11 protein-coding genes are annotated in these 12,370 nt (G+C 70.7%); 8 read left to right on the top strand and 3 right to left on the bottom strand.

The window, feature by feature from the left end:
• Nucleotides 1-9: 9 nt before the first annotated feature.
• From leuC to OHT74_RS10095, 8 genes are all read left to right on the top strand, one after another.
• Complete coding sequence (leuC, locus tag OHT74_RS10130; RefSeq protein ID WP_328620083.1) at nt 10-1,413, top strand: 3-isopropylmalate dehydratase large subunit; 1,404 nt, start codon at nt 10-12, stop codon at nt 1,411-1,413.
• Nucleotides 1,414-1,427: 14 nt separating this feature from the next.
• A complete protein-coding gene (gene leuD / locus OHT74_RS10125; protein ID WP_266662786.1) occupies nt 1,428-2,015 on the top strand; it encodes a 3-isopropylmalate dehydratase small subunit in 588 nt (195 codons plus the stop codon).
• 54 nt (nt 2,016-2,069) lie between these two features.
• The gene (locus OHT74_RS10120) at nt 2,070-2,660 is read left to right on the top strand and encodes a cysteine hydrolase family protein (RefSeq protein WP_328620082.1); all 591 of its coding nucleotides are present in this window, start codon (nt 2,070-2,072) and stop codon (nt 2,658-2,660) included.
• A gap of 59 nt (nt 2,661-2,719) precedes the next feature.
• The gene (locus OHT74_RS10115) at nt 2,720-3,727 is read left to right on the top strand and encodes a TauD/TfdA family dioxygenase (RefSeq protein ID WP_266662782.1); all 1,008 of its coding nucleotides are present in this window, start codon (nt 2,720-2,722) and stop codon (nt 3,725-3,727) included.
• A gap of 88 nt (nt 3,728-3,815) precedes the next feature.
• Nucleotides 3,816-5,003, top strand: a complete 1,188-nt coding sequence (locus OHT74_RS10110; RefSeq protein ID WP_328620081.1) for a LeuA family protein — start codon at nt 3,816-3,818, stop codon at nt 5,001-5,003.
• The gene (pheA, locus tag OHT74_RS10105; RefSeq protein ID WP_266662778.1) at nt 5,000-5,866 is read left to right on the top strand and encodes a prephenate dehydratase; all 867 of its coding nucleotides are present in this window, start codon (nt 5,000-5,002) and stop codon (nt 5,864-5,866) included. The genes OHT74_RS10110 and pheA overlap by 4 nt, the downstream gene beginning before the upstream one ends.
• The gene (locus OHT74_RS10100) at nt 5,863-7,776 is read left to right on the top strand and encodes an FAD/NAD(P)-binding protein (RefSeq protein ID WP_328620080.1); all 1,914 of its coding nucleotides are present in this window, start codon (nt 5,863-5,865) and stop codon (nt 7,774-7,776) included. Before pheA ends, OHT74_RS10100 begins: the two co-directional genes overlap by 4 nt.
• Nucleotides 7,777-7,831: 55 nt before the next feature.
• Nucleotides 7,832-9,016 (top strand): pyridoxal phosphate-dependent aminotransferase, encoded by a 1,185-nt coding sequence (locus tag OHT74_RS10095; RefSeq protein ID WP_328620079.1) that lies wholly within the window; start codon nt 7,832-7,834, stop codon nt 9,014-9,016.
• A 76-nt stretch (nt 9,017-9,092) separates the two neighbouring features.
• Here the strand turns inward: OHT74_RS10095 and OHT74_RS10090 are convergent, their stop codons facing one another.
• From OHT74_RS10090 to OHT74_RS10080, 3 genes are all read right to left on the bottom strand, one after another.
• Nucleotides 9,093-9,899, bottom strand: a complete 807-nt coding sequence (locus OHT74_RS10090; RefSeq protein WP_328620078.1) for a response regulator transcription factor — start codon at nt 9,897-9,899, stop codon at nt 9,093-9,095.
• 235 nt (nt 9,900-10,134) lie between these two features.
• Nucleotides 10,135-10,905, bottom strand: a complete 771-nt coding sequence (locus OHT74_RS10085) for a helix-turn-helix transcriptional regulator (protein ID WP_328620077.1) — start codon at nt 10,903-10,905, stop codon at nt 10,135-10,137.
• Nucleotides 10,895-12,370 carry an MFS transporter gene (locus OHT74_RS10080; protein ID WP_328620076.1) on the bottom strand — a complete coding sequence of 492 codons (1,476 nt, stop codon included), beginning with the start codon at nt 12,368-12,370 and terminating at the stop codon, nt 10,895-10,897. The genes OHT74_RS10085 and OHT74_RS10080 overlap by 11 nt, the downstream gene beginning before the upstream one ends.

Genomic DNA, 12,370 nt, shown 5'->3' with positions numbered 1-12,370 from the left:
TTGGTGCACATGGGTTCGACACTGGCAAACAAGATCTGGGATGAGCACACCGTCCGACGGGGGGATGGCCGAGAAGACGACCTCGTATTCATTGACCTGCACCTGCTGCACGAGGTCAACACGCCTCAGGCGTTCGACGATCTGAGGGCGTCGGGCCGGCGCGTGCGCAGGCCGGACCTCACCGTTGCCACGGAGGATCACAACACTCCGACACTGTCCCTGAACAGGATGATCAGTGATGCGGCGGGGCGCCGGCAGTCGATGCTGATCCGGCAGAACTGTGCCGAGTTCGGCATCCCGCTGCACCGGCTCGGCGACCCGGGGCAGGGCATCGTACATGTCATCGGGCCCGAACTCGGGTTGATCCGGCCGGGAATGACCGTCGTCTGCTGCGATTCGCACACGACGACCCTGGGGGCCTTCGGGGCGCTCGCATTCGGTATCGGAACCAGCCAGGTCGAGCACGTGCTGGCCACCCAGACGCTGTCCATGCCGCGGCTCAAGGACATGGCGGTCACGGTCAACGGGCGGCTGGCCGACGGCGTGACCGCCAAGGACCTCGTGCTGACGCTGATCGCGCAGCTCGGCACCGCCGGAGGCCAGGGGCACGTCATCGAGTACCGGGGCGAGGCGGTCTCCGCGCTGTCCATGGAAGCCCGGATGACCCTGTGCAACATGTCCGTCGAGGCCGGTTCGCGGGCGGGGCTGATCGGGCCCGACCAGGTGACGTTCGACTACCTGCGCACGCGTCCCGGAATGCCCCAGGGGGCCGACTGGGAAGCGGAACTGGCGTACTGGGCGTCGGTGCGGACCGACGACGACGCGGTCTTCGACAAGGAAGTCGTCATCGACGCCGCGACCGTGGTGCCGTACGTCTCGTGGGGCACCAACCCGAGCCAGAGCGTGCCGATGCACGGCCGGGTGCCCGCCCCCGGCGACTTCGCCGATGCGCAGGCGCAGGTGGCCGCGGAACGCGCCCTGGAGTACATGGACCTGCGGCCCGGCACGGCGATGCGGGACATCGCCATCGAGACCGTGTTCGTCGGCTCCTGCACCAACGGGCGGATCGAGGACCTGCGCGAGGTCGCGTCCGTCCTCGAGGGGCGCCGGGTGGCGGACGACCTGCACATGCTCATCGTGCCCGGCTCGGCCGCGGTGCACCGGCAGGCGCTGTCCGAGGGGCTCGACCGGGTCTTCGCGGAGGCGGGCGCCGACTTCCGTGCGGTGGGCGGCTGCTCCATGTGCTGTGCGCTGAACGAGGACCGCCTGCGGCCCGGCCAGCGGGCCCTGTCCACCAGCAACCGCAACTTCGAGGGGCGGCAGGGCAAGGGGTCGCGCACCCACATCGCCTCCCCGGCCGTCGCCGCCGCCACCGCTGTGGCGGGCCGCATCGCCGGCCCCACCGACTTGTGAGGTTCCGTCACACCATGGAGAAGTTCACCGTTCACACCGGCACGGCACTCCCGCTGCGCCGCAGCAACGTCGACACCGACCAGATCATCCCGGCGCGCTACGTCCCGTACTTCAGCAAGACCGGTCACGCCAATGCGCTCTTCGCGGACTGGCGCGACGACCCCGAGTTCGCGCTGAACCTGCCGCAGTACCAGGGTGCCACCGTGCTGATCGCCGGCAACGAGTTCGGCACCGGATCCTCCCGCGAATCCGCAGTGTGGGCCTTGCAGAAGTTCGGCTTCCGCGTCGTGCTCGCACCCCGCTTCGGGGACATCTTCCGCGGCAATTCCCTGATGAAGGGACTGCTCACGGTCGAGTGCCCGGTCGAGACGATCGAGTACCTGTGGCAGCAGGTCGAAACGGATGCCTCGGTGCCCGTCGTCGTGGACCTCGAGGAGTGCGAGGTGCGCTGCGGGAAGGTCGTCCAGCCGTTCACGCTGACCGATGCCGCCCGGCAGCGGCTGCTGGAAGGCCTCGACCCGATCGACGTGACGCTGCAGTACGAGGACGACATCGCGGGGTACGAGCGAGCCCGCCGGCGCAGCCTTCCCGTCACCTTCTGAGTTCTCGGTTACTCCATTACTCCATTACCCCGTTACCCCACTTGTGAGGTTGTCATGAAGAGGATTCCTGCCCTTCTCGTACTGGACCTGATCAACGCAATCGCCCATCCGGACGGCGGCTACGCCGACGTGTGCCTTCCCCAGATCATCGAACGGGGGGTGATCGAGCGTACGGCCAAGGCCATCGAGCAGGCCCGCGAGCAGGGTGTTCCGGTGATCTACGTCGTGGTCGGGTTCTCCCCGGGCCATGCGGACTGGCCCGCGGGGTCGCCGCTCTTCGCGGAGGCACGGGACGGCGACCGGCTGGTGCTGGGCACGTGGAACACGCAGGTGGTCGATGCCCTGAAGCCGGCCGCCGGCGAGCCCGTCATCGAGAAGCGGCGCGTCAACCCGTTCCACGGCACCCACCTCGACCTGGTGCTCCGGGCGCACGGCGTGAACACCCTGCTGCTGACGGGAGCCACCACGGACCTGGTCGTGCTCTCCACCGCGCGTGAGGGCCACGACCGCGACTACCAGGTCGAGGTGCTCGAAGACGCCACGGTGACCGGGGACGCCGAGCTCCACGAGGCCGCGCTGAAGCTGCTGGCCCGTACCGCGACCGTCACCACCGTCGACCAGGCGTTCGCGGCGCCGGTGGCCTGAGCCTGCCCGGGCGCCGCCCAGTGTCCACGAATTCAACGTCTCTTCAGGAGTGATGGGAAATGCAGCCTTTTTACGTCATCTCGGATGCCGACCGGGACGCTCTGTACTCGGCACTTGAAAACACCAAGGGCAACCCCTACGACGACTACCCCGCGTTCTCCCGTTCCGTGGCGGACGTGATCGACCGCAAGGAGGTTCCGGACTTCTTCGTCGAGGTGGCCCGGCAGGTGCGGGCGGAGCGGGAAGCGGGCGTCTCCGACACCCACGTCCTGCGCAACTGCCCGCTCGACAAGGAGATTCCGGTACTCGGGCACGACGACCCGCAGGCCGACAAGCGTGCGCTGAAGAAGACCTTCATCAGCGAGGCCTTCCTGGAGCTCTTCGGACAGCTGACCGGGACACCGCTGCTGTCCTACGCCACGCGCTTCAACGGCGACTTCTTCACCGACGTCTTCGCCATCAACAAGTACAGCGGCAAGCAGACCGGTTACAGCGACGGCGAGCTCGTCTACCACAACGACCGTACGGCCCACCCCGTGCGGGCGGACTTCATCACGCTCCTCGGCATGCGCTGCCCCACCGAGGAGTTCACGTACACGAGCCTGGTCGAGGGCCGGACACTGCGCGCCGGGCTCACCGCAGACGAACAGCGGATCCTGCGCGAAAGCCACTTCGTCACGCCGTTCGACGTCGTCTCGCGCGACAACAACCAGGGCCTGACCGTCTCCGATCAGCACCCGATCCTCGAGGGCGACTACGGGATCCGCTACCTCGACACCCACACCACCGTCGCGCCCGGGGCGCCGACGGAGGCCAAGGACGCGCTCATCGCGCTGAAGAACGCGCTGACCCGGGCCGAGAAGAAGCGCCACCGCATCCTCGAGGGCGACCTGCTGGTGTTCGCCAACCAGAACGGCCTGCACAGCCGCGAAAAGATCGAGGTGATCGATCCGGAGCGCTCGCGCTCGCGCTGGCTGCTCAAGACGTACGCCTTCCGCGACCAGGCCGCCGCCGATCGGCACGCCGAACGCTGGGTCGACGGCGTCGCCGGCCGCGTCGGCGACTGAACCGCTTTCCGGCCCTGCCCCGCGGGACCACCGTCCCGGCGGGGCAGGGCCGGGCCAACCAGTGTCTTTCACTATGCATGGGGGAAATGTGAGCAAGCTGGCCGATCGCCGACGTATTTCCGTTTTCGATACGACACTCCGCGACGGGGAACAGGCCCCCGGCAATGCGATGTCGCCCGAGCAGAAGCTCGAATTAGCGCTGCGTATCGCCGAGTTGGGCGTCGACTGCGTCGAGGCGGGATTCCCCGCATCCTCTCCCAGCGATTTCGAGGCGACGCGGCTCATCGCCAAGCACCTTTCCGGTACCCGGTTCGCCACGTTCTCCCGGACCACCAGGAAGGACGTGGAGACGGCGGTCGAGGCCGGAGGCACGGCCAACCACGAGGTGCAGATGGTGGCCACCGGCAGCCGGATCCACCTCGAGAACAAGCGGGGCATCACGCGGGAGGCCGCGATCCGGGAGATCGTCGACACGGTCGCGTTCACCAAGTCCCTCGGCATCCAGCACATCTCGGTCGGTATCGAAGACGCCAGCCGCGGTGACGACGAGCTGCTCCGGGCGCTCACCGAGGCCGCGGTCGACTCGGGCGCGACCTGCATCATCCTGGCGGACACCACGGGGTGCCACACCCCGCAGGAGTACGGGGAGCTGATCGCCAAGATCCGCGCCTGGGCGCCGCCGCCGATCCGCGTGTCCACCCACTGCCACAACGACTTCGGCCTCTCCCTGGCGAATGCCCTGGCCGGCCTGGAGGCCGGCGCCGACGAGGTGCAGGCCACCCTCGGCGGCATCGGCGAGCGGGCGGGCAACACGCCGCTGGAGGAACTGGCCGCGCTGCTCGCGTACAAGCAGGACCGGCTCGGGATGTACACGGACATCAAGCTCGATGCGCTGTACGGGGTGTACGGCAGGCTCCGCGAGATCATCAAGCTGGAAGAGCCGCGCAACAAGCCGATCTTCGGCAAGTACGTCTTCGGCACCGCCGCCGGAATCCACCAGCAGGGCATCCTGAGCGACCCCGCGACCTACGAGTTCGTCGAACCGTCGCGGTTCGGCCGCGAGCGCTCCCTCCTGATCGGGCGCCACTCCGGCCGCGCCGTGCTGCGCCACATGCTCGGCGAGCTGGGCCTCCGGGTCGGCGAACAGGAGCTGGCCGAGTTGTACCGCGTCCACGTGAGCGAGCGCGTGGACGGCGACTGCGAGGACCTCCAGGTGGTCAAGCAGCGGCTCGCCCGCGAGCTGGCCGGACGCGTCCTGGAGCCGGTCGGCCGATGAGTTTCGGATATCTGGGCCCCCGGGGCACGTTCACCGAATCGGCGCTGCGCCTGGTCCCGGCCGCCTCGGGGCTGCCTTCCGTGCCGTACCCGACCGTCACCGCCGCACTGGCCGCCGTCCGCAGCGGTGACATCACGGGCGCGGTGGTGCCCCTGGAGAACTCCGTCAGCGGCACGGTGCCGGCCACCCTGGGCGAACTCGTCTCGCACGCGGGACGGCTGGCCATCGATGCCGAGGTCGAGGTGCCCGTGGTCTTCGCCCTCATGGCGAAGCCCGGTACGGCGCCGGGCGACATCAAGCGGGTACTCAGCCACCCGCACGCACTCCACCAGTGCCGCCGGTGGATCGCCCGGCACATCCCCCAGGCCGAGGTGGTGGTCTCCTCATCGACCGCGGCGGCAGCGCAGCACGTGGCCGAGTCGGGAGCGGTGTGGGACGCGGCGGCGGCCGCCCCCGAAGCGGCGCGCCGGTACGGCCTGAAGGTCCTGGCCGCGGGCATCGGCGAGCGGAACGACGCGGCGACCCGCTTCGTGTCGGTCCGCCGTGCCGGGCCCCCGCCGGGGCTCACGGGCCGGGACCGCTCCACGCTCGTGGTCACGGCCGACGACGCGGGGCCGGGCACGCTCGCGAGCGTGCTGGCCGAGCTGGCCGAGCGCAACGTGAACCTCGCCTGGATCCAGGCCTGGCCACTCGGTTCGCCCCGCGGCCGCTACAGCTTCGTACTCGAAGTGGACCGGCACATCGAGGAGGCACAGCTGTCGGAGGCGGTGGCGGTGCTCCGGCGCAGGGCCACCGTCGTGTCGCTCGGCAGCTATCCCCGGATCGTCCGGGCGTTCAACAGCACCAAGGAGGTGGCAGCATGACGGCCCGTCGGATCGCGGTGGTCGGCAGTGGACCGCGCGGCATGATGGTCGTGGAGCGGCTCGTCAGCCGGCTGGCGGCCGAACCCGAGGGGGAGGGCAGGGCGACGGAGCTGTATCTGATCGATGCGGTCGAGGTCGGCGCCGGCCGGGTCTACCGCACGGATCAGCCCGACTGGTTCCTGATGAACACCGTCGCAGGCCAGATATCCGCCTTCTCGGGACTGCCCGACACGGACCGGCCGCGGGCCGGATCCGGCCCCTCGTTCGTCGAGTGGTGGCAGTCCGTGGACCCGGACTGCCCCGGCCGCGACGGTTACGCGCCGCGCGCGCAGTACGGGCGCTACCTCCGCTTCGTGCTCGATGCGGTGGAGGCCGCCCTTCCCGCAGGCGTGAGCCTGCACCGCGTCCACGGCAGGGTGGACGACCTGGACCGCACCGGGACGACGTACCGGCTCACCCTGTCGGACGGCAGCCGGCTGGACGCGGACCGCGTCGTCCTCACCACGGGGCACTCCCTCAACAGTCCGAGCGGCTGGGAAGAGGAACTGGCCGGGTTCGCCGCCGGGCACCCCAGATTGCGCTACATCCGGGGGGACTCGGCGGCCGACATGCCGCTGTCCGCCATCGCCCCGGGCACCCCGGTCGGTGTCATCGGCCTCGGCCTGTCGTTCTTCGACGTGATGGCCGCGCTGACGGTGGGCCGGGGAGGACGGTTCACCGATCAGGGGAACGGGAAGCTGGCCTACCGGCCGAGCGGCGCCGAACCGGTGATCGTGGCCGGGTCCCGCAGCGGCCTGCCGCTGCCGGCCCGCGGACGGAACCAGAAGCCGCCCACCTACTCCTACCCGCCCGTCCTGTTCACCCCCGAGCGGGTACGGCGCGGCCACCCCGAAGGCCCGCTCGACTTCAGGAGCCAGGTGCTGCCCTGGCTGCGGGCCGAGATGGACCTGGTCTACTACGGGACGGCGCTGCGCTCCCGGTACGGGGCCGACGTACGCGAGCGCTTCATCGCGAAGGCCGCGTCGGCGGCGGCCGGGACCGAGGTGCCGGACGTGTCCGCCATCGCCGCCCGGTTCGGCGTCGGCGACCTGCCGCCGCTCGACCTCGACGCACTGGCCCGGCCGTTCGAGACCACGGAGTTCGCGTCACCGTCCTCGTACGACGACATGCTCAGGGCCGTGCTGGAGCGTGACCTCGGGCATGCGGTCCAGGGGAACGTCGACTCGCCGCTCAAGGCGGCGCTCGACGTGATGCGCGACTGCCGCTGGGTGCTCCGCACGCTGGTCGACTTCTCGGGCCTGGCCGGGGCGTCCCACCGGGAGGACTTCCTCGGCTGGTACGTGCCACGCGCTTCGTTCCTTGCCGCGGGGCCGCCGGAGGTCAGGATCCGGCAGGTCCTGGCGCTGATCGACTGCGGGCTCCTGCGGCTGGTCGGCCCCCGGACCGAGTTCCGGACCGACCCCGCCGAGGGCCGGTTCGTCCTGTCCTCCCCCCGGGTGGCCGGCTCGCAGATCGCGGTCGACACCCTGATCGACGCCCGCATCCCGAACCCCGACGTGCGCACCGACCTCAGCCCGCTCACCGGCGCGCTGCGCGAGCGCGGGGTGTGGACCAGCTACGTCAACGGCACGGGAGCAACGGCCTTCGACACGGGCGGCGTGGCAGTCGGCCGCAGCCCGTACCACCCGCTCGGCCGCGAAGGAGCTCCCGACCGGGGCCTGTACGTCCTGGGCATCCCGACCGAGCACACCCGCTGGTTCATGCAGGTGGGCAGCAGCCGGCCCGGCATGTGGAGCGACTTCGTGCACGACGCCGACCACATCGCCGCGGACGCGGTCGGCGCCGCGGCCGCGGACCGGGAGGTGCCGCGTACGCCGGCCGCGACGGGTTCCGCGGGCGGACAGACGTGACCGGCGGGCCGTCGACGGTTCACGCATCCCCACCACCGGCAAGGAGGTTCAGGCCGTGAGCCCGCGCATCGCACAGCGCCTTTCCCAGGTCGAGCGCTCGGCCACTGTCGCCATGCTCGACACCGTCCACCGTCTGCGGGCGACCGGCGTCGAGGTCCTCGACCTCGGCGGCGGGGAGCCGGACTTCGAGACGCCGCCGCACATCGGTGCCGCGGCGACGAGAGCCCTGCAGGAGGGCGACACCCACTACACGCCCAGCCGCGGGCTTCCCGAACTCCTCCGGGCGATCGCCGCGAAGCTTTCCGCGGAGAACCGGATCACCGTCGACCCCGCGGCGGGTGTCATCGTCACGCCCTCGGCCAAGCACGCGCTGTTCGTGGCCCTGATGACCGTGCTCGACCCGGGGGACGAAGTGATCGTCCCCACCCCCGCGTGGGTCAGTTACGCGGCCATGGCCGGCTTGGCCGGAGCCCGGGCCGTATCCGCCGAGCTGCGCGCCGAGGACGGCTTCCGCATCACCCGGCGGCTGCTGGAATCGTGCGTCACCGCACGCACCCGGGCCGTGCTGGTCACTACGCCGAACAACCCGACCGGGCGGGTGCTGGACCTCGCGGAGGCCGCGGACATCGTGGCGTTCGCCGTCGACCACGACCTCGTGGTGATCACGGACGAGATCTACGAGAAGATCGTCTACGACGGCCGCGAGCACCTCAGCATCGCAAGCCTCCCCGGGGCAGCGGACCGCACGCTGACGGTCAACGGCTTCTCCAAGGGGTACGCCATGACCGGCTGGCGGCTCGGTTACCTGGCCGGGCCCGAGGCACTGGTCACCCCGGCGCTGAAGGTCCACGAGCACACGGTCAGCTGCGCCTCCTCCTTCGTCCAGCGCGGCGGGATCGCGGCGCTCACCGGCCCCCAGGACGGCGTGCACGCCATGGCCAAGGAGTACGAGGCCCGCCGCGACCTCGTGGTCGGGGCGCTGAACGCCCTGCCCGGGGTGAGCTGCGCCCTGCCGGAAGGCGCGTTCTACGCGTTCGCCGACATCCGGGCCACGGGGCTCACCTCGGCGGAGTTCGCCCAGTGGCTGCTGGCGCAGACGGGTGTCGTGGTCGCGCCGGGCACGGCGTTCGGCGCCGGCGGCGAAGGGTGCGTCCGGCTGTCGTTCGCGGCGTCCCGGAGTGTGCTCGAGCGTGCGGCGGAGCGTATGGCGTCCGCACTCCCGGGCCTGCGCACGGGCTGAGCGACGAGAGAGAGCAGGGGCCACCCCGACAGGGGTGGCCCCTGCTCTCGTTTCTCGTGCTGCTCGGGCGGCATCCTCACGGATGGGCGCGCTGCTCCGGCTCGTAGTCGAGGGAGCCGGTCTCGCAGAACAGGGCCCGCTGCACCATGAGGACGGCCTCCACCCGGTTCCTGGCGCCCAGTTTGGTCAGCGCATGCGACACGTGGCTCTTGACCGTGGCGGGCGAGACACCGAGGCGCGCGGCTGCCTCGACCGTGGACACCCCTTCGGCGAGGACCCGCAGCACGTCCTGCTCCCGAGGGGTGAGCTGTGCGAGCAGGCGGGCGGGATCGGGCTGTCGGCCGTCCGCGGACGGCGTGGCGGAGGCGGGGCGACGGGGCGCTGCGTACAGGTGCCGCAGCTCGGGAGCGATCAGGGTGTGTCCGGCGGCGACGGCCCGGGCGGCGGTGCCCAGGCCGGCCAGCTTGGTGTCTTTGACGAGGCATCCTGCGGCTCCGGCGGCGAGCGCGTTCCGAAGTCCGGCCCGGGTCCAGTCGGTACCCATCAGCAGGACGGGGACGTCCTGGCCGCGCAGTTCGCGGATGACGGGAACAGGGTCCTCTCGGGGGCCGATCGCGAGCACCACCACGTCGACCCGGTTCAGCGGCCACTGCAGGGGCGGCTGCCGGCTGTCGAGCGAGTCGACGACGTCGAGACCGCAGGTGCCGCGCAGGACGCTGGCGAGCACGTGCCGGGATATCGGGTCGGGGTCCGCGATCAGCACGCGGATCTGGCGGTCCGATTCGATCAGGTCCCGCAAGCCCTGTTCGATGGATACGAGTGCCTCGCTCAGGTGCTCCGTGTCACCCGGCCGGCGAGGGAGCCCGGCCATCTGCCGGCTCACGTGAACTCCAGCCGGTCCTGCGGGCCGCCCTCTAAGTGGCATCTGATCGTAGCCATGGAGTCCCCCTCAATTCGGCATCACTTCTGCAATACTGCTGGCTGGTCGGCGGGTTCACCTCACCACCGTCACCCACGGAAACGCTAGTCGAAGCCCGCGGTTTCAAGATCATCGAGCCGGTGCATTTGCAAAGAAATTTAATTGATCTTGACTATCCTTTGGGTAGATTCGTCCGATGTCAACGATCTGCAACATGCGCCGTCACGTTCCGGGCCCGGCTGTCCGGGGAGGAAGTCTTCGCGATCACGGAGCGGTTCCATGTGCCGCGGTCGAGCCACCGCCGCATGAGAAGCACCGCCTCGAGGCGGTTGCGCACCCCCAACTTGGCGAGGATGTGCGAGACATGGCTCTTCACGGTGGCCGGCGCGACCTTGAGCCGCGCGCCGGCTTCTGCTGTCGAGGCCCCCTCCGCCAGCACGTGCAGCACCTGGAGCTCCCGGTCGGTGAGCGACCGCATCAACGTGCCGACGTCACGGCCGCCCCCGGCGGGCGGAGCGGCGGCGGACGTGCCGGGCCCCGTCATGTGGAGATCGTGCAGCTCCGGCGAGAGCACCGTGTGACCGGCGGCCACGGCGCGTACCGCCGCTCCCAGCGCGGCGATGTCGATGTCCTTGGTCAGGCACCCCAGCACTCCCGACGCGAACGCCTCGTCGAGCAGCTGCCGGGTCCACCCGGCGCCGACCACGAGCGTCCGGATCCGGCGGGCGGCCAGGGCGCGGACGACGGACGGGTCGCCGAGGGGGTGCGCCGTGAGCAGGGCGACGTCGATCCCCTCCAGCGGCCAGTACTCCAGCGGCTCGTCGGTACCGACCCAGGGCATGACGTGCAGCCGTACGTCGCGCCCGAGCGCATGGGCGACCCAGTGCCGGCAGACCGGATTGCGGTCCGCGAGGAGCACGCGGATCCGCCGGGGGACGGCCTCCCGGCGGGTTGTGGGATCAGCGTTCACTGCCGGTGCCCAGCCGTCGCACCGTGACGCCGGCGAGAACGGAGCCGATCAGGAAGGCCCCCGCCGCGATGAGGGCGGACACATGGAGGCCGGGGAGCCGGCCCGTGGCGCCGATGAGCGTGCCGAACAGGGCCACGCCGATCGCATTGCCCGCCTGGCGCGACACGTTGAACACGGCCGAGGCCACACCCGCGCCCTCGGCCGGAGCCGCCTCCATGATCGCCACGGTTGCCGCCACCACGGTCACCGGAGTCGCGAGGCCCGTCGCCATGAGGGCGAAGAGCAGTACGGGGTACGGGGTTTCCGGCCCGGCGGTGAGCCAGCCCAGGAAGCCGGCCACACCGAGCAGCAGCGCTCCGGTCATCGGGACGTACGGCCCGGTCCGGGCGGTGACGCGGCTCGACAGCGGCGCCGCGAGGAAGCCCATGCAGACGGACGGCAGCAGGGCCAGACCGGTCTCCAGTGCGCTGAAGCCGCGCTCCTGCTGGAAGTACAGCGTCGCGACGAAGAGCATTCCGTAGTAGCCGAGGCTGAGCAGCAGGCCGATGACGTTCGTCGTGGTGAGCCGGCGGTCCCGGAACAGGGAGAGCGGCAGCAGGGGCTTCCTGCCCTCCGGCCGCACGGCGAGACCCTTCTCCAAGTGCCGTTCCACCAGGACGAAGGCGATCAGCGCCGCGACGCCCAGGACGAAGGCGGTGACCACCCGGGGTGAGGTCCAGCCGGCCGAACCCGCCTCGTTGAGCGCGCCGGCCACCCCGACGAGTCCCAGCACGCCGAGCAGCTGGCCCGCCGGGTCCATGCGGCCGGTCTGCCGCTTGCGGGCCGGTGCCTGGACGTGGCGCAGCGTCATCGCCGCGGCGAGCGCCGCCACCGGCAGGTTCACCCAGAACACCCACCTCCAGTCCAGCCCGGAGACGAGCAGGCCGCCGACCGCCGGTCCGGCGCCGAAGGCTACGGCCGAGACCAGCCCCCAGATGCCCACCGCCCGGGCGCGCAGGGCGCGATCCGGGTAGGCCGCCTGCAGCAGGGCGAACGAAGCCGGTACGAGAAACGCCGCCCCGGCGCCCTGGGCGAGCCGGGCCGCGATCAGTACACCGTCCACCGGAGCCAGGGCGCAGCCGACCGAGGCCACGGTGAACACGGCCAGTCCGAAGAGGTAGAGGGGCCGGTGCCCGAAGCGGTCGCCGAGACCGCCCCCGAGAAGCAGCAGTCCGGCGAAGAAGGTGCTGTATCCGTCGACGATCCATTGCAGGCCGGAAGGCCCGACGTCCAGCGAGCTCTGGATGCTCGGCACCGCCACGTTGACGACGGTGACGTCGAGCATGACGAGGAAGTAGCCGAGGCTCAGCGCGACGAGCGGCGGCAAGGGCAGCTTCGGGCGCTTCGGAGCGGCTGCTGCGCCCTGCTGAACGAGGGCGTCCGATCCGTCGGGGACGGGTGAGGCTGAGAAGTCGGTAGAACTCAT

Origin of the sequence: Streptomyces sp. NBC_00354, assembly GCF_036106915.1 — a bacterium.
GTDB lineage: Bacteria > Actinomycetota > Actinomycetes > Streptomycetales > Streptomycetaceae > Streptomyces.
This window is presented reverse-complemented; position numbering and strand designations above follow the sequence as displayed.

Bases quoted from the DNA above. Each gene is read 5' to 3' on its own strand.
- leuC (WP_328620083.1), top strand. From the start codon at position 10: ATGGGTTCGACACTGGCAAACAAGATCTGGGATGAGCACACCGTCCGA.
- leuD (WP_266662786.1), top strand. From the start codon at position 1,428: ATGGAGAAGTTCACCGTTCACACCGGCACGGCACTCCCGCTGCGCCGC.
- OHT74_RS10120 (WP_328620082.1), top strand. From the start codon at position 2,070: ATGAAGAGGATTCCTGCCCTTCTCGTACTGGACCTGATCAACGCAATC.
- OHT74_RS10115 (WP_266662782.1), top strand. From the start codon at position 2,720: ATGCAGCCTTTTTACGTCATCTCGGATGCCGACCGGGACGCTCTGTAC.
- pheA (WP_266662778.1), top strand. From the start codon at position 5,000: ATGAGTTTCGGATATCTGGGCCCCCGGGGCACGTTCACCGAATCGGCG.
- OHT74_RS10100 (WP_328620080.1), top strand. From the start codon at position 5,863: ATGACGGCCCGTCGGATCGCGGTGGTCGGCAGTGGACCGCGCGGCATG.
- OHT74_RS10080 (WP_328620076.1), bottom strand. From the start codon at position 12,370: ATGAGTTCTACCGACTTCTCAGCCTCACCCGTCCCCGACGGATCGGAC.